Below are 16,959 nucleotides of genomic sequence, written 5' to 3'. Positions count from 1 at the left end.
CGAAATCTTCCACGTTTCAAAAACGAAGGGGCCAGAATGTTATTGTCATATCAGGATGCGAAGGCAAAGACAGGCTCCTCTTTTGATATCACTGAAATTTTCAAACAGGATTAGATTACCCTGGGATGTTTGGGAAAGCCATATAATGGGAATGTTGCGACGATTAACGGCTAACATCTCGCTCGACCTCCGGCATGGGCGAAAAATCGCCATTGCAAGCGATTTGATCAACTCGGAGAAGCTCGATGCGGCAGAAGATATCGTTAATTCAGTCCTTGGTCGCTATCCGGCGAATGCGGAGGCATTACACCTGGCAGGCTTCATTGCTCACCGCAGAGGTGACCAGCATCGGGCGGTGGAGCTCATTTCCAGTGCGATCCGCCATGCCCCCGACAATGGCCTTTTTCATTTCAATCTGGGCAATGCACTTCTGGCGTCCGGCGCCACCGAAGCAGGAATTGAAGCGCTTCAAAATTCGACGAAACTGGATCCAGAAAGGGCGGACGCCTGGATCAACCTGGGGCTCGCTTTGATAGAAGCGGGGCGTCATCCGGAAGCCGTATCCGCATTCGAACGGGTGTTGGAAATCAGGCAGGAACGCGACATCAGCCTCGCATTCGCCTCCGCCCTGGTTGGAGCGGGAACGATGCGAAACGAACCGGGAATGGTGGACAGGGCAATCGCGCTGCTCGAATCAAAACCCAAGTCGGGCTATGAACGTCATGCCGCGGGGGTCATTCTGGCGAGGGCGCTGGAACACCGAAACCGGTTCAGCGAGGCCATCGCGCAGTACCAGGCGCTGCTCGAGCTCGACCCCGAACATGTCGGGATACGTAACAATCTCGCCCGTTGCCAAATTCGGCTCGGTTTAGCCGATGAAGCCAGGCAACACTATCGATTATGCGTGAAGGCGGCACCGGACAAGTTCCATGCATTTTCGGCGTTGCTCGCCGGCCTGAATTACGATCCGGATCTGACACCAGATAGGCACGAAGCCGAAGTGCGAAACTGGGAGAAGCAACTGGCATCACCCCATTATCCGCTCAACCCGAAATTTGCGAATGAACGTGATCCAGAGCGTCCGCTCAAGATAGGCTATCTCTCGCCGGACCTTAGACAGCATGTCGTCGGCCACCATTTCCTGCCCATGCTCGAACACCGGAGTCGTGACCGGTTTTCGGTCGTTTGTTATCACATCGGAAAAAAGGAAGACGACATGAGCCGCAGGATTGCCGCGCTTTCGGATGACTGGCGCCATCTTCATGGCGCTTCCGACGATGAAATCGCCGACATCATACGGCAAGACCGCATCGATATTCTCGTCGACCTATCCGGCCACACGTCCAATACCAGACCTCTGGTACTCGCCCGAAAGCCAGCGCCGGTGCAGGTGAGTTGGCTCGGCTATTTCGATACCACAGGGCTGGCCACGATGGACTGGTTCATCACCGATCCGTATTCATCACCGCCGGATCAGAAACAGTATTTCTCCGAGCGGCTGCACCGCATGCCGCATACCCGTCTCTATTACCACCCCTATCCCGACATGCCGGAGGTAGGGGCATTGCCGGCCAGGCGGAACGGTTACATCACCTTCGGCTGTCTCAACAATCTGGCAAAGATCAACACCCAAGTACTCGACCTCTGGGCAGAAATTTTGGCGGCGTCGCCCACCAGCCGCTTGCTTATTCAAACAGTCGCGCTGTGCGACAAGCTCAACCTCGAGAGATTTCGCGCTCTTTGTGTCGAGCGGGGGATGGACCCGTATCGGCTTGATCTTCGGCCCGCGATGCCACTGGAAAAGTTCGCGCAGACCTACCGCGAAATCGACATCGCGCTCGATCCCTTCCCCTATTGCGGCGGATTGACCAGTTTCGACGCCTTGTGGATGGGGGTGCCGGTCGTCACACTGGAACAGCAGCGGCTGGTGGGCCGCCAGACGCTCGCCATGTTGATGAATCTGGAACTGCCGGATCTGGTCGCCAGAACGAAAACCGACTACGTCTCCATCGCGCTTGGCCTCGGCAATGATTGGACGAAACTCGAACGATGGAGATCGGACCTGAGACCGCGGTTTCTCCGGTCTCCCTTGATCGACCACCGCGGGTTTGCTGGCGAACTGGAACGAACGTATCGGTTCTTCTGGAAAACCTGGTGTATGGAAAATCCAGGGGCCGCGTAAAAAAAGCGCCCCAAAAAGGGGCGCCTCTAGACCTAATGGATTGTTGTCCGTTAGCGACAAGAGCCAGGAACATATCTGGCAGGAGTCCCCGTGCAGCTCCAAACGGCGGTTCCGAGAGTCGAATTCCAGCTCGGCGTCAGCACGATGGTTACATTAGCCCCTACGCTGTCCGTTGCGGTGCTCCCAGCGATCGTCACCACACCGTTATCTGCCACACTGCCACCGGTAATCTTTCCTCCGAACGTAACCGTCAAACTTGTGCCTGCGGCGTCGCAACTAGTGGCAAGCTGGCATTTTTCAGTGATATCCGTTCGATATTTGGATGCCGCAAGGATTAGCTCGGAAACCTTGGCCCGAACCGAATAGTCCTGGTAAGCCGGCAAGGCAACCGCAGCGAGGATGCCGATGATCGCCACCACGATCATGAGTTCGATCAGTGTGAAACCTCTTTGTACCGCTTTCATATCATCTCCTTTTTATCGTCCTGTTTGCGGGTGAATGTGACTTGCGTCACTTGCATAAACATAGCAGACGCACGGCCTTACCGAAAGGTCGTGGTCGCGGGTTCCAAGGCTACGGGCGAGGGATGCTTCTCAGACTATGCCCGATCTCTTCCACCACCTCCCGCCATGCCCCTGGCCGACGCTGGCGGAAGAGCCGTACGGAAGGGTACCACGGCATGGACGCTCCGGAATCGAGATATCGCCATTCGGGGATGGTCGGTACAAGCACCCAGGCAGGCCGACCTAGAGCCCCCGCCAGATGGACGATCGAAGTACATACCGTGACAACCTGGTCCAAGGCCGAAACCAGAGCCGCCGTCTCGTCGTAGTCGTCAATCGCGTCCTGCCAATGATGGACGATAATCCCGTGCCGTTCGGTCAAAGCTTGAAGCTCGTCACGGCAATCGGTGTATTGCAGGCTGACGAAATGGGCGCCCTCCATCGTCAAAATGGAAAGCCATTGGGAAAGGGGAATGGACCGGAGTTGCCGCCGCGTCTTGGCCTGTCCGCCCTGCCACGAGATGCCGATCTTCGGTCCTTCGCCGAGCGCGCTCAAGCGCGCTCGCCAGTAAGCCACACGTTCCGGCGCGGGGCGGAGATAACCCGCATGGTGGGGAAATGATGCCTCGTCCTTACGGAAGAAACCGGGCAGATCGCCGATCGCCACCTGCCAGTCGATGCGATGACCGTCTGCCGTATCCTGCCGCCCCCCGTTTCCAACGGGCGCCTCCACGACGTCAAATCCGGGAAAGGAGCGTTTGAACAGACTTTTCAAGCGGTCGTTGCACCGCAACAGGATCCGTCCCTCCACTCGGGCCCTCAGATCAGGGAGGCAAGAGGCAAACATGATCTCATCCCCCAGACCTTGTTCGCCGAACACCAGAAGCGTCTGGTCGCGACAGGAATCTCCTTGCCAATCTGGAAAATGGGAGGGCCTGTGCGGTGCGCCCCGATAACCCCATCGAGAACCGTAATCCGACCAGCCCATCCCAAAACGGCCCTTTTTCAACAGGGCAACGGCACGATGGAATCTGGAGGACTGTTGATAATCGCCTTCAGCCATCTGGTCGAATCCGGCAACTGCTTCCTCTGTCCGGCCCAAGTACATAAGAGCGGTATACAGGTTGAAACGGGCTTCAGCCAGTTCCGGCTTGAGCGCCAGGGCGTTCTCAAAGCACCGCCTCGCGTATTCGGCATCTCCTTTGCCAAAAAGCCACTGCAAACCGAGATTGTTGTAGGCGGACGCATCCGCTGGACGTATTTCCAAGACTCGATTCCAGATATCAACCGCCCGGTCGGTTTCATCCAGTTCGCCCCAATACAGCGCCAACCGGGAAAGAAAATCCGCGGAATCCCAATTGCCGGCTCCGGCATCTTCGAGGAGAGGGATCGCCTCCCGACGCTCCCCTCGACTCACGCAGTTCCTGGCCAAACCAAGCAGGAGTTCCCCCGAACCGGGCGCATATCGCAAGCCCATGTGGAAACAATAGTCCGCTTCGGTGATTTCTCCCCGCTCGAAGTAAAGGGTACCCAGCATGCTGTACGCCGGGACATACTCAGGATCGACGTCAATGGCGCGCTCCAGGCATGAAATCGCCGATTCGATGTTCTTGTTGGATTTCTCCACCAGACCTTGATGGTAGAACTTCTCGGCTTTACTCACGGCTACGGCGGGTGACGACGCCTGGATTCGCGGCCCAACACCCTCGTTGAAGGGCCCCCTGTCGTTTGCCAAATGCAGGAATTCGGCGGCGACCCGCCGAAGGACGGGGGCCCAATCCCTCGGCACCGCCTGCCGAAACAACCTCGCCGATGGATACCACGGCAAATGATCCCGATCACGCATGTATCGCCAGCCCGGCGAATTCGGCACCAGGACCCAGACCGGCACGCCCAGCGCGCCGGCCAGATGCACGACGGCGGTGCAGACGCTTATGACCAGGTCCAGGCTGGCGACCAAGGCCGCCGTTTCCTCGTAGTCAGTTTCCATTTCCCGCCAGGAATGGATCCGGATGCCATGCCGTGCATGCAGCGAATCCAGCTCGGTCCGGCAATCGGTGTATTGAAGATTCACGAAATGGGCGTTGGACTGGCTGAGCAGCGGCAACCAGTTTTCCAAAGGTATGGAGCGCAGGTAGGCGTTCGTCCGGCTGGTCCCGCCCCGCCACGACAACCCGATTTTCAGTCCCGGCCCGAGCGCGGCGAGCCGCTCTTTCCAGCGCCCGATACGCTGGGGATCGGCCACCAGATATCCGGAATGTCGAGGGAAATCCGCCTCCTCGTTGCGGAAAAAGCGTGGAAGGCTGCCGACCGGTATTTGCAGGTCGATGGGACGGAATGCCTCCAGCCAGGTATCCGGCTTCTTGAACCTTTTTCCGGCAAATTCGGCTTGTGGAAAAGAACGCCGATACAGGCTTTCGAGCCGGGGGTCGCATTCGATCACCCAACGGCCTCCCTTCGCGAACAGATCGGGAAAACAACCGGCCAGCATGATTTCATCGCCGATTCCCTGTTCGGCGTAGACCAGCAGGTTTCTTCCGGTGAGGTCCTCTCCCTGCCATTCGGGAAACGGGAACCGGTCACGCGGAAACTCCGGCGCCAGCCGCCGGTATTCCTGTTCCTCCCAGCCTTCGCGGAAACGTCCGGACGAAAGCAGCAGGTGAGCTTTGGTCAAATGAATATCACCGGATTCGGGCTCCAGTTCCAATGCCCGATCGAAGTCTGCCAACGCCTGGACGATGTCACCGAGGTCCTGATGCAGGACGCCGATATTGGCATGAGCCAGTGCGAACCCGGGTTTCAGCGATACGGCGCGTTCAAGCATCGCCAACGCCTCGCCCGGTCTTCCCAAATCTCTCAACAGGAGTCCGCCATTATGCATGGCGTCCGCGAAGTCGGGCTTGAGTTTCAGGGCCCGCCGGAAACAGGTGAGGGCTTCTTCCAGGTCGCCTTTCCGCTGCAAGGCGATTCCCAGATTGCACCAGGCATAGGCGTGCGTGCCGTCCGCGGCCAGTATCGAACGGAAGCGGGTCTCCGCCCTTGCGCAGTCGTCCAGATCCAGCCAGACGATCCCGATACGGTTGTGGGTTTTCAAGTCGAGGCCCGGGGTGCTTTCTGCCCGGTTCAGGCATTCCGAGGCCTCCGGCAAGCGCCCTTGAGCGAGCCTGACCCTGGCGAGATGAAGATAGGCAAGAGCCGCCTCCGGCCGCAGGTTCAGAATTTTTTGGCAGCAGGTTTCCGCGAGGACGAGATCGCCCTCCGCCAAGCCTTTCTCGGCTTGCTGATAAAGCTGCGCCATCGCCGCTTCGTCGGAATCGGTGGATTCCTCCCCACCGACAGGGGAAGGGCGCACGCCAGGGAGGGGAAATGCGCCGGCTCCCGCTTCATGCGCCCCCTTCGCTCCGTCCGCGAAGCAAAGATCCTTGAGTAACCGCAGCAGCATGGTCGAATTCCGCGCTGAACCGGGAGCCGTCGTCAGCGGCTCTGTCTCTGGTCGACCCGCGCCATGCCGGCGAGCTCGGCGCGCCATTCTTCGGAATATTCACAGTCACGGTATTCCTCGAAATAGGGGCCGCCTATGGTGTAGTGCACGAGGGATACGTCGCGGGACGGGGAATCATATCCCACCAGGTGGTTCCAGCGATGAGGTATTTCCCCTATCAAGGCTTCGTCATCGAGCCATTTGAATTGGTGTAATTCAAGGCCCGAGGCGGTATTGACGTAATCCGGCGTCAAGGCCTTGCATTTCGCGTTATTGAAAAGCATGACGCTGGACCAGTTCTTTTTCTCGTATCGGGTCTGTGCCGCGTCCAGGAATTTGATCGTTTCCTCGGGAACGTGGTTGTGCTTGACCACCTGTACGGCATAACGCTCGTCCCGTAATGCCCAAAGCTTTGCGACATCGTCGAGGACGAGCATGTCGCAGTCCATGAAAACGGACCATCCGGAAAATCCCGACAGGTACGGCACCAGGAACCGGCTGAACGAAAAATCCGTCGACTGAAGCGGATTGCGTTCCCGCCTGTACACTTGGCCAAGCTGGGTCAGCATCAAGGGCGTGATGGAGACCGGCTGTGAAGCCCTGACGTGAATGCTGTGGGCCAGCACGCTGAAGGCCGCGGCCTCGCGCGGATCGTAGCCGATGAATATCCGAAGGGGGGAGACTTCTCGCATGTGCTTTTTGAGAATCGTGTTTTTTACCAAAAGGGCCGAAGCGGGTATTTTCGCTTCGACTCCGCTCAAAGAACGACTGACCAAGAGTTAAGAAACCCATGCCATGTATCGGCTTCCCTCTCCCCTAGGGATAAGGCCGTCAAGTGAAGAAGAACTCGTCGTTCCGGCAGGGAATGCCGGAATCCGGAAGCCAGGGATGGCGGCAGCCGTACACGTCCTTGTGGCCTGAATGCCGGCACTCCCTGCCGGGATGACGATCTCAGTCGACTGCGTTAGGCAGAGGAGCATTCCGTCTATTTGGACATTACTTTATTGACATCCGGCGGCCGAGATCAAGAACGGTGTGGCTTCATGCCAACCATCCTCATATCCCTGGGCTCTTTCAATTTGAATTGGGCGGGCTCCTGACGCACGTTGATCAACCCGGATTGCCGCATGATTTCCGCAAGACTCTCGGGCGTGTAACCCCAGCGGTGGACCATCAGCGGATCACGCCAGGAGGGATCGCCGTAAAGCACCCACATCGACCGTTGGCACTCCCTTCCTTCCCCGTTGGCGCAGGCCGGGTTCCTGATGATTTCCTGGCATGCGGCGATCAGATTCGGACACTCCAGAATCATTCTGCCGCCGGATTTCAGAACCCTGATCCACTCCCGCAGTACGTCCTGGACCTCCCATCGCCAGAAATGCTCGATGACATGGACGGAAAGGATTTCGTCCACCGAGTCGCCATCAAACGGCAGGGCACGAAGATCGCTGATGATGTCCGGCACTTTTCCAGCACGGCCGGGAGCTACGTCGACGTTCACATAACCGGGAAGTATTTTGTCCCCGCAACCGAGATTCAAACGAAGCGAATCGGCGACCGGCCCAGCGCCTATCGTGGCCTTTTTGTGAGAGGTGCCGTAAGGCGTATCGGAAATGACCTCCAGCCAGCGAGCCCCGATCTTTTCGGGGGAAAAATGATCTTTTATGAACGCCTGGGCCTGTGCCACCTGGCTCGACACCATATCCGGATGCGTCAATGCCCACTTGATACCCGTCACCAGATCTTCGCTGATCCAGGCCCAGTCGATGAAATCCTGGTAGGCCGGCAGCGGATGGGCGACGGCGTATTTCCCGGCCCAAAGCGTTTCGGTCAGCCTGTTGTGGCTTTTGACGGATTCCCTGCCTCCGGCGGGATCGCCGGGGATGATCACCAGGTCGCAGCGTTCCAGAGCATTTTCCATCACCTGGGGGACCACTCGGAGAACGCGAGACGAAAGTTGTTGCCGCCCTCCATCGCATGTTTCGATAGCAGACCTTCCAACAAGGGATTTCTCGATGTGACGATATCCAGCTCTACCGGATGGTCCTTCGCCAACGCCACGAGCGAGGGAATCACCCCCAGCAGAGCGGGCATGCTGGACGGATGCCCGAACCAGAGCAGGCGCACGGCCTCCCGAGGGAGGGGAAACAAACCGAAGCGTCGGCGCCTGACGGCCTTCATGGCGGAAGGGGGTTTTCTCTGCCCTTCCACCGGATCGGGAATGACGGCAGGGATGATGCCGGTGTGCTCCGAAACCGCTCTGCCCATCGCCGCGGTCGGTACGGTCACTTGATCCGCCAGGGCCGCCATCGCATGGTAATGGGCACTGAGTTCGGGATTGATGAAATGATTGTCGCTGACGTCGAATATGACTTTCGCACCTTGCGTTCTGGCCAAAGAGGCCGCGCCCTCGTTCGCCCGGTTGAAGCTCTTGGAGAAAATGACGACGTCGGCATCCAGCGAATCACGGGGATAGGCATCCCAGCCCACCTCCAGACCGACGCTGTGAAACGCCACCGCATGTCCCCGACGCCGCAGATACCTGCCCGGCAAGAGCATGCGATAGCGCGCGCTGGCCATGTCCGATGTGATTTCGCCATTTCCCGTCCGGAGGCTGGCGAAGGTGATCCAGCTAATTTTCATCGAGATGCGCGCTCAACTCATGCCTCACGCGAAGAATGACTTCCTCCCAAGCAAACGGCACTGCCTGTCTCAGGACTCGGCAGGTTGGATACCAAGGCATGGCGCCTTCGCCGATTCCATACCGCCACTCCGGCCCGGCCGGCGCCATGACCCACACCGGCCGTCCCAGCGCGCCGCCCAGGTGAACCGCCGCCGTGCAGACGCTGATGACCAGATCGAGCGCACCGAAAAGCGCGGCCGTTTCGTCGTAATCGGCGATGGCCGCAGGGAAATGATGGACGGTCAATCCGCGGGCCGCCTCGAGGGCTGTAAGCTCATCCCGGCATTCGTCGTATTGCAGGCTGACGAAATGCGCTCCGGCAACTTCGAGCACCGGCGCCAGCGCTTCCAAAGGAATGGAACGGTGGCTCTGACGGGTCTGCCGGGTACCGCCCCGCCAGGCGATGCCGACCTTCAAGCCGGGGCCGAGCGCAGCCAACGAACGGCGCCAGTGTGACACGCGCGCTTCATCCGCCTTGAGGTAGCCGCCGTGATGCGGGAAATCCTCCAATCGCCGGCGGAAATGCAGAGGCAGGCTGCCGATCGGGACACGGCAATCGATCGGCGGCAGCCGGGACGGCCCGGTCAGTCCGTCGTGCTGGCTGCCGCCATGCACGGTGGCCGTCGGGAATGAGCGCCGGAAGATCGGCGCCAGTTTCTCGTGGCATTCGATGACGCAGTGACCGGCCCGGGCGATGACGTCGGGCAGGCAGGAAGCAAACATGATTTCATCGCCCAGGCCCTGCTCGGCATAAACCAGGATGGTCCTGCCGCTCAGGTCCGAACCGTCCCAAGGTGGGAACGGGAACGCGCGCCGTGGGGTATCCTCACCGAGCAGGCGGAGTTCGTAGTCCGGCCAGGCGTTTTCGAAATCATGAACCAGCAGCCGGGCAAGGGCGCGGTGAAAACGCACCGCGCGGTTTTCCGGCTCCAGATACAAGGCCTCGTCGTAGCTGGCCAGCGCTTCATCGATGCGGCCGAGGTCCTGCAGGGCGATGCCGCGATTGCCGTGCAGTTCGGCATTGCTCAACCCCAACGCCAGCGCGCGGTCGAAATGCACGAGCGCCTCATCGGGCCGGAAGCGGTGCTTGAGCGACATGAAACCCAGTGCGGCGTGCGCTTCGGCGTGGTCCGGCGCCCTCGCCGCCCAGCGCTCCAGAAGCTCCGGCGCGCCTTCCGGCCAATCCAGTTTTGTCTGGATGCCCACCCAATGCCGTAGCGCCACACCGAACCGGGGATTCAGATCGAGCGCCCGGCGGAAGCTTTCGGAAGCGTCCGCCAGCTCGGAGCGCTTTTGCTGGCACATACCGAGGTTGCACCAGGCCAAGGCGCTCGTTTCGTCCGCGGCCAAGGCTTGCCGATAGGCCGATACCGCCTCCCCCAGCCTGTCGGACATGTGGTGAACGTTGCCGAGATCGACCCAGGCTTCCGCAAAATCGGGTCTGAGCCGCACCGCTTTCGCCAGATTCTGGCCGGCGAGCTCCAGTTCGCCGCGCACGCCCTGCAACCGCCCGAGGCCATGCAGGGCTTCGGGTGATTCCGGAACGAGCTGGAGGATGGAGGCGAAAGCGCGTTCCGCGCCTTCCGCATCGCCCGCCGCCGCAAGTTCGCGTGCTTCCGCCAAGCGGCTGGAAACGCCGAAATCTCCGCGGTTGCCGCGATCCGCCAACACACCCACCGCCCGCTTGAAGACCCGAGCAAGCATACGTTTGGGCCTGCCGGGCGTTACTTTCGGCTGAGATAGACGATCAACCCTTCCGTGGCCACTTCCACGAAGTCCTTGCTGTAGCCGAGCTCCTTCAGCTCCCAGCGGAAGGTGTTGCCGAATTTGGCCTTCTTGTACATGCCCAGGCCCTTTTCCCGGTTGAACTGCTTGGCCTTCGCGTAAGCGTCTTCGAGGATCTTGGTGAGCCGGTTGGCGGAAATCTTCTTCTCCGCGGCGGTATCCAAGGACGGGGGGTAGCGCTTGGCGATGTCCTGCGCGAGTGTCTTGGCGAACAGATCGACTTCTTTGTTGGCGGAGAACCAGGATAACAGACTCATGTCGTTGCATTCCTCGAGGGGATTTGGAATTTTTTCTCAATGCACTGGAAGCTTTTTGTACGCCGACTCCGGATCGTGAAAACTAGCAGATTTCCAATTTTCCGCAAGGGAACCGGCGCCGCTGGCAAGTCCGTCCGCCTGCCGGGCGAACAGGGACATCGCCCCTCATCCAAGTGAGCCGATGCCGAGAAAACGTCGGGTTTCCGCTGCCACCGGCTTGACGAACCGGCTTTCCGGCACAACAGTGCCAGTACAGGGCGCGGTAAGAACGCCCGATTCTTTGTCCTACCCGACCCCGGAACATGGCCGAACATCTCTACCCAAGCTTCTTCAGCGAACTCCTGGTGCTGCTGCTGGCCTCTCTCGCCAGCGTGCTGCTGTTTCAGCGCCTTCGCCTGCCCGACATCCTGGCCTATCTGTTCGCCGGCGGGCTGGTGGGGCCGTTCGGCTTCGGCATGGTGACCAACGATGACAACATTCATTTCTTGTCCGAGCTGGGACTGGTTTTCCTCATGTTCGAGCTGGGACTCGAATTTTCGGTCCGGCAGTTGCTGCACCTGAGCCGTGCCGTCTTCGGCCTCGGCTCGCTGCAGATGCTGCTGACGCTCTCGGCCTTCGCCTCGGTGCTTTTCTTCGGCCTCGGCTGGCCCGTCGGCGCCACGCTGGTGGTGGCGGGTTCCATGGCGTTGTCCTCGACCGCCCTGGTCATCCGTGAACTGCGCTCGCTGAAACTGATCAACCGCCACCATGCCCAGCTCGCCGTGGGGGTGCTGATTTTCCAGGACCTGGCCGCGCTCGTGGGCCTCATCCTGGTCCCCGCGCTGGCCGGAAACGGCGGGCACGCCCTGCACGAACAACTGCTCCAGGTGATCGAAAAGGGAGGCATTCTGGTCGTGATCCTGGTGGGCGCCGGCAAGTGGCTGCTGCCGCCGATCTTCCACGAGGTCGCACGGAGCCGCTCGGAGGAAATCTTCGTCCTGACGGTGCTCGTCATCATCCTGCTTTCCGCCTGGCTGACCCAGACCTTCGGCCTTTCCATGGCCCTGGGCGCATTCCTGACGGGCGTGATGCTCGGGGAGGGCGAATTCCGCCATCAGGTGGAAACGGACATCCGTCCTTTCAAGGACATTCTGATGGGCGTGTTCTTCGCCAGCGTCGGCATGCAGATCGATTTCGGCCTGCTCGCCGAGGACGGCCGCGCCGTCCTGCTCGGCATCGGACTGCTGATTTTCGCCAAGTCGGTGGTCATCACCCTCGCCGCTCGCCTCATGGGCGAATCGGCCACGACGGCGAGCAAGACCGGCATCATCCTCGCCCAGGCCAGCGAATTCGGGCTGGCCCTGATTACCTTGGGCGCGCAGCTCAATGTGCTTGCTCCGCGGGTCGCCTCGCTGGCGCTGGCCATCATCGTCGGCAGCCTGGTCCTCGCGCCCTGGCTGATCCGCTACAACTTCGAGATCAGCCAGTGGGTCGGCCGGCTGGCCGGCCAGAAAGTGTCGGGCCGGGACCGCGAGTTGAGCCGGATTCCGCCGCATCTGTCCGACCACATCATCCTCGCCGGTTATGGACGGGTCGGCCAGATGATCGCGAAGTTTCTCAAGAACAACGGCATTCCGTTCATCGCCATGGACCCGGACGGCAACCGGATCAAGGAAGGGCGGGCGGCCGGCGATCCGGTGATCTACGGCTCCTGTGCCCGAATCGACCTGCTGCGGCGCTGCCACATGGAGCGCGCCCGGCTCGCCATCCTGACCTTCAAGTCGCTGAACGAAGCGCGCCGGATCATCACCCAGATACGCCAGCAGGGCTATACCTTGCCGATCGTGGTCCGCACCCAGAACGAAGCCGACCATGCCCAACTGATCGAAGCGGGTGCCGATTACGTCATTCCGGAAATGCTGGAGTCGAGTCTGGTGATCGCGGCCGAAGTTCTCAACTTGCTGGGCTATTCCAAGACCGTGGTACAGCCCCAGATCGACGCCGAAAGGGCGCTGCATGCGCAGATCAAGCAATCCGCCGCGCCGGATCGCGGGGATGATTAGCCACCGCGATTCGAGCCTCGGTTGCACCATCCTACCTGGCCATGGCGCCCTGCGCCTGTATCGCCGTGATCACCACCGTGTTGACGATGTCGGCCACGGTGCAGCCGCGGCTGAGATCGTTCACCGGCTTGGCGAGGCCCTGCAGAATGGGGCCGATGGCCAGCGCGCCGGTTTCGCGCTGCACAGCCTTGTAGGTGTTGTTGCCGGTATTGAGATCGGGAAACACGAACACCGTGGCGCGGCCGGCCACCGGCGACCCCGGCATTTTCTGGGCGGCGACGCCGGCATCGACCGCGGCATCGTACTGGATCGGCCCTTCCAGCAGCAGATCGGGCCGGCGTTCACGGGCGATGCGGGTCGCTTCCCTGACCCGTTCGACATCCGCCCCTGTCCCCGAGGTTCCGGAGGAATAGGACAGCAGCGCGACCCTGGGCTCGATTCCGAAGGTCTTCGCCGTGTCGGCGGAACTGATGGCGATCTCCGCCAACTGTTCGGCGGTGGGGTTGGGATTGACCGCGCAGTCCCCGTATACGACCACGCCGCCCTCCAGGCACATGAAGAACACGGAAGACACGATCGAGCAGCCGGGCCGGGTCTTGATGATCTGCAGGGCCGGGAGGACGGTATGCTGGGTCGTGTGGATGGCTCCCGAGACCATGCCATCCGCATCGCCGCGATAGACCATCATGGTGCCGAAATAGGAGACGTCGAGCATGCAGTCGCGGGCGGCGTCCAGGGTCATGCCCTTGTGCCGCCTCAGCTCGAAGTAGGTTTCCGCATAGGATTCGCGCCGACCGTCGGTGGCCGGGTCGACGATATCCAGAGCCTCGGCGTCCAGCAGGATGGCGTGCCGCCTGATCGCTTTTTCCACGTCCTGCCTGGACCCCAGCAAGGTGAGGCGGACGGCTTCGCGCTCGATGAGCAGGGCCGCGGCCCGCAGCACTCGGGCGTCAGTGGATTCGGGCAGCACGATGTGGCGCTTGTCCGCCTTGGCGCGCTGCATCAGATTGTAGGTGAACATCCGCGGCGTAACGCCTTCGAAGCGGACATTGCGCACCTGGGATTCCAGACATTCGGTGTCCACGTGATCGTTGAAGGCGGTGATGCTGCGTTCGATTTTTCCGCGGTCGCCGGCGCTGAGCTTGCTTTTGATCTGGAGTGCCCGGGTCGCCGTGGTGTAGGTATCCGCGGACACGGCGATGATGGGCAATGAATCCGGCAGGCCCTCGATCAGGCTCTGGATCGAAGGCTCGGGCCGCTGCCCGCCCGACAGCAGCAGGCCGGCCAGCGAGGGGTAGCGGGCCGAGCGGTCGGCCTGCAGCATGCCGACGATGATGTCGCCGCGGTCTCCCGGCGTAATGACCAACTGCCCTTCTCGCAGCCAGGTAAGGGCGTGCTGCAACTGCATGGCCGCCACCAGATAGCCGGAGACGAGCCCGTCGAGGCGCTCTCCGCCGCTCAGGATTTCCGCGTCCAGCCGCGCCGCGATCTCCCGCACGGTGGGACGGCCGAGCCTGGCATCGAACGGAATCACCGCCTTCAGCCCGATCCTGTCGCCGAAATGGCCGGCCAGCGCGTCGCGGCAGGCGTCCAGGCGTTGCGGATCGGCCTTGTTCAGGAATACCCCGGCCACTTGCCCGCCACGCTCGCGGCAGGCATCTACGGCTATCGCCAACGGATGCACCGCCTCGTCCAGGGTTTTTCCGTGGGCGCTGCCGACCATCAGGACCGGCGCCCCCAGATTGCGCGCAATCTCGCAATTGAGCTCGAACTCGAGGGATGCCATCTCGCCGAGATAGTCCGTGCCCATGCAGACGATGAAATCGCAGCCCGCTTCCAGCTTCTTGTAGGCCGCTATGATCCGTTCCAGCAGTTCGTCAGCCCGGTTTTCGCTGAGCAGCGCCTGTGCCTCACGGTAGGTCAGGGCATAGGAATCCTCGTCGTGCTGCTGAAGGGCAAAATGTTCGAGCACGAGGGCGATGTCTTCGTCGCGACCGCCGCCGTCCGGAACCACCGGCCGGAAAAACCCGACGCGGGTCGTTTTCCTCAAAGCGAACTCGGTCAGGCCCAGCGCCACCAAGGCCTTGCCGCTGTCAGCTTCGGTTGCCGCGACATAGAGTGATTGGCTCATGCTTGCGTCCCGTTGGATGGAAGAACGGTTTGAAATCGCACGGCATCTTCCGCTCTCGCGAATTCGGCCAGAGCGCGCTCGATGGCCCAGGCATCGGCGCCGGACGGACGACCGTCGAGCAACCTCCCCAGCGCGATACGCGCCGCCGGCCCGAAGCGCCGGCACTCCCCCAGCGCAGCGAGCAGGGCGGCGATCGAGTCCCAGCCGCCGGCGGACATCCGCTCGTTCGGGGCCTTGCCTTCGACGCGCAGGGCTCTTTCGATCAGGATAGCGCGCAAATATTGAAGGCTGTGGACGACATGGGTGTTCATGTCGCTGACCAGGTCATCGAAGCGCGCCGAGAACTCGGGATCGGCCAGGCACTCCGCGACACAACCGCCCTCGAGCGCCGCTGCCACGGCGAGGAACAAAGCCCGTTGCCCGGCATGCAATGCCGCATCATGGAAGAATGGGCAGGCGCAGCGCCCAGCGGCCTTGGAGCCAGGCCAGCAGCGCCGCCGATAGCGCCGTTGCGCCAGCGCCCGGATAGCGCGCCGATCCGGTCGCGGAGGACCGACTCGGCCCGTTCGGCGGGCGGCGCGCCGTCCGGGCCGGAATCAGCGGTGCCGGACACGGCCTAGCGGGGCATGTGAAAGTGGAATTCACGCACGAACAAGACGAGCGTGACCCACGATACGGTGGCAGCCGCAGCGATCCAGTAGGCCGGCATGATCGGGTCGCCGGTTCGATTGATCAGCCAGGCCGCGATCAGCGGGGTGCTTCCGCCGAAACAGCCCACCGCCGCATTGTAGGCGAAGGCCAGCCCGGTGCAGCGCACCTCCGCCGGCACCAGTTCGACATTGGTGGCGACGATGCCCCCGCTGATCAAGCCGATGATCGCGGCGAAGCCGGCTTCGCCCAGGAAAATGGTGAAAGGATCGGTGGAATGCATGAATTGGAACAAAGGTATCGCGCCCGCGGCGAGCAGGCCGAAGCCGGCGAGCAGCACCGGCTTGCGGCCGAGCCGGTCGGAAATCCAGGCGGCGGCGGGCAGCAGCAGCAACAGCAAGGCCATGGCCGAGGTGTTCAGGTTGAACACCGTCGCCTCCGGCAAATGGTCGATGTTCTTGATGTAGCTCACCGCATAAATGAAGGCCGCATAGAAGCCGACGCCGAAACCCAGGTTCAGCAGCGCGACGCGCAGCATCGCCCCCTTATGCCTGGCGAAAACGGCGCGGACCGGGCTCGCCCCCTCGCCGGCCGGCAGTTCCGGCCTGAGCCCCTGCCGAACCCAATACCCCGTGAGCGCCACCAGGCCGCCCGCGACGAACGGCAGGCGCCAGCCCCAGCTCAGGATTTGCGCTTCGCTCAGCACATGGGTGAGCAGGTCGCCGATGCCGGAACCCAGGAGTATGCCGGCGGAGGCGCCCCAGCTTCCCCACACCGCGGTAAACGCCCGGCGGTGGTACGGAGCGTGCTCGACCAGGAACACCAGGGAGTTGGTGAACTCTCCGCCGACAGACAAGCCTTGAACGATGCGGAGCAGGACGATGGCAACCGGCGCGGCAAGACCGATGGAGGCATGGGTCGGCAGCAAAGCCATGAGCACCGTAGGCACGGCCATGGCCACGACGGACCAGGTGAGCGCCTGCTGCCGCCCGGCCCGGTCGCCGATCCGGCCGAACAGCAAGCCGCCGATCGGGCGAACCAGGAAACCCGCGGCGAAGGCGCCGAACGATGCGATCAACGAGACTGCGGGATCGTCCGCCGGAAAAAACAGCTTGCCGATCGCTCCGGCGAAATAGCCGTAAACGGCAAAGTCATACCACTCCATCACGTTGCCGATCAGGCCGGCGAGGATGATGCGGTTGCGAGGGGGACACACCGAGGTCGCCATGATCATGGACCGTTTGCCG

At 61.5% G+C, this 16,959-nt stretch carries 12 protein-coding genes and 1 pseudogene; 2 read left to right on the top strand and 11 right to left on the bottom strand.

The annotated features are described in order from the left end of the window. Window positions 1-145: 145 nt before the first annotated feature. The gene (locus GNH96_RS09170) at window positions 146-2,182 is read left to right on the top strand and encodes an O-linked N-acetylglucosamine transferase, SPINDLY family protein (RefSeq protein ID WP_228719788.1); all 2,037 of its coding nucleotides are present in this window, start codon (window positions 146-148) and stop codon (window positions 2,180-2,182) included. 50 nt (window positions 2,183-2,232) lie between these two features. On the opposite strand, the gene GNH96_RS09165 is transcribed toward GNH96_RS09170, so the two are convergent. The 8 genes and pseudogenes from GNH96_RS09165 to GNH96_RS09140 all read right to left on the bottom strand — a co-directional run bounded on the left by GNH96_RS09165 (window position 2,233) and on the right by GNH96_RS09140 (window position 10,891). Continuing rightward, window positions 2,233-2,646 carry a pilin gene (locus GNH96_RS09165; RefSeq protein ID WP_169603396.1) on the bottom strand — a complete coding sequence of 138 codons (414 nt, stop codon included), beginning with the start codon at window positions 2,644-2,646 and terminating at the stop codon, window positions 2,233-2,235. 109 nt (window positions 2,647-2,755) lie between these two features. After that, entirely contained in the window at window positions 2,756-4,930 is a 2,175-nt protein-coding gene (locus GNH96_RS16060; protein ID WP_228719787.1) for a tetratricopeptide repeat protein, read from the bottom strand. A 489-nt stretch (window positions 4,931-5,419) separates the two neighbouring features. Then, window positions 5,420-5,983 (bottom strand): annotated as a pseudogene (locus GNH96_RS16345) (tetratricopeptide repeat protein); the annotation flags it as partial. Between the two features lie 176 nt (window positions 5,984-6,159). Continuing rightward, the gene (locus GNH96_RS09155; RefSeq protein WP_169603394.1) at window positions 6,160-6,858 is read right to left on the bottom strand and encodes a glycosyltransferase family protein; all 699 of its coding nucleotides are present in this window, start codon (window positions 6,856-6,858) and stop codon (window positions 6,160-6,162) included. A gap of 332 nt (window positions 6,859-7,190) precedes the next feature. Then, on the bottom strand, window positions 7,191-8,087 hold the full coding sequence (locus GNH96_RS16050) for a class I SAM-dependent methyltransferase (RefSeq protein ID WP_228719785.1): 897 nt from the start codon (window positions 8,085-8,087) through the stop codon (window positions 7,191-7,193). Continuing rightward, on the bottom strand, window positions 8,087-8,809 hold the full coding sequence (locus tag GNH96_RS16045) for a hypothetical protein (protein ID WP_228719784.1): 723 nt from the start codon (window positions 8,807-8,809) through the stop codon (window positions 8,087-8,089). Before GNH96_RS16045 ends, GNH96_RS16050 begins: the two co-directional genes overlap by 1 nt. Beyond that, complete coding sequence (locus GNH96_RS09145) at window positions 8,799-10,553, bottom strand: tetratricopeptide repeat protein (RefSeq protein ID WP_169603393.1); 1,755 nt, start codon at window positions 10,551-10,553, stop codon at window positions 8,799-8,801. Before GNH96_RS09145 ends, GNH96_RS16045 begins: the two co-directional genes overlap by 11 nt. Before the next feature lie 20 nt (window positions 10,554-10,573). Continuing rightward, window positions 10,574-10,891, bottom strand: coding sequence for a hypothetical protein (locus tag GNH96_RS09140; RefSeq protein WP_169603392.1), 318 nt, complete (start codon window positions 10,889-10,891; stop codon window positions 10,574-10,576). 302 nt (window positions 10,892-11,193) lie between these two features. Here GNH96_RS09140 and GNH96_RS09135 point away from each other — a divergent pair, with 302 nt between their 5' ends. Beyond that, window positions 11,194-12,933 (top strand): cation:proton antiporter, encoded by a 1,740-nt coding sequence (locus GNH96_RS09135; protein ID WP_169603391.1) that lies wholly within the window; start codon window positions 11,194-11,196, stop codon window positions 12,931-12,933. Window positions 12,934-12,964: 31 nt separating this feature from the next. Here GNH96_RS09135 and pta read toward each other — a convergent pair whose 3' ends face one another. From pta to GNH96_RS09120, 3 genes are all read right to left on the bottom strand, one after another. Beyond that, window positions 12,965-15,064, bottom strand: a complete 2,100-nt coding sequence (gene pta / locus GNH96_RS09130) for a phosphate acetyltransferase (RefSeq protein WP_169603390.1) — start codon at window positions 15,062-15,064, stop codon at window positions 12,965-12,967. Further along, entirely contained in the window at window positions 15,061-15,495 is a 435-nt protein-coding gene (locus GNH96_RS09125; protein WP_169603389.1) for a hypothetical protein, read from the bottom strand. Before GNH96_RS09125 ends, pta begins: the two co-directional genes overlap by 4 nt. A gap of 185 nt (window positions 15,496-15,680) precedes the next feature. After that, the gene (locus GNH96_RS09120; protein WP_223163400.1) at window positions 15,681-16,946 is read right to left on the bottom strand and encodes an MFS transporter; all 1,266 of its coding nucleotides are present in this window, start codon (window positions 16,944-16,946) and stop codon (window positions 15,681-15,683) included. Window positions 16,947-16,959 lie beyond the last annotated feature (13 nt).

Source organism: Methylococcus geothermalis (genome assembly GCF_012769535.1).
Lineage (GTDB): Bacteria > Pseudomonadota > Gammaproteobacteria > Methylococcales > Methylococcaceae > Methylococcus > Methylococcus geothermalis.
The sequence above is the reverse complement of the archived record's forward strand: the minus strand, read 5'-3'. Positions and strand labels throughout refer to the sequence as shown.

What these genes read in the sequence shown, in the direction of transcription:
- GNH96_RS09170 (WP_228719788.1), top strand. Translation starts at nt 146, where the DNA reads ATGGGAATGTTGCGACGATTAACGGCTAACATCTCGCTCGACCTCCGG.
- GNH96_RS09165 (WP_169603396.1), bottom strand. Translation starts at nt 2,646, where the DNA reads ATGAAAGCGGTACAAAGAGGTTTCACACTGATCGAACTCATGATCGTG.
- GNH96_RS09155 (WP_169603394.1), bottom strand. Translation starts at nt 6,858, where the DNA reads ATGCGAGAAGTCTCCCCCCTTCGGATATTCATCGGCTACGATCCGCGC.
- GNH96_RS16050 (WP_228719785.1), bottom strand. Translation starts at nt 8,087, where the DNA reads ATGGAAAATGCTCTGGAACGCTGCGACCTGGTGATCATCCCCGGCGAT.
- GNH96_RS16045 (WP_228719784.1), bottom strand. Translation starts at nt 8,809, where the DNA reads ATGAAAATTAGCTGGATCACCTTCGCCAGCCTCCGGACGGGAAATGGC.
- GNH96_RS09145 (WP_169603393.1), bottom strand. Translation starts at nt 10,553, where the DNA reads ATGCTTGCTCGGGTCTTCAAGCGGGCGGTGGGTGTGTTGGCGGATCGC.
- GNH96_RS09140 (WP_169603392.1), bottom strand. Translation starts at nt 10,891, where the DNA reads ATGAGTCTGTTATCCTGGTTCTCCGCCAACAAAGAAGTCGATCTGTTC.
- GNH96_RS09135 (WP_169603391.1), top strand. Translation starts at nt 11,194, where the DNA reads ATGGCCGAACATCTCTACCCAAGCTTCTTCAGCGAACTCCTGGTGCTG.
- pta (WP_169603390.1), bottom strand. Translation starts at nt 15,064, where the DNA reads ATGAGCCAATCACTCTATGTCGCGGCAACCGAAGCTGACAGCGGCAAG.
- GNH96_RS09120 (WP_223163400.1), bottom strand. Translation starts at nt 16,946, where the DNA reads ATGATCATGGCGACCTCGGTGTGTCCCCCTCGCAACCGCATCATCCTC.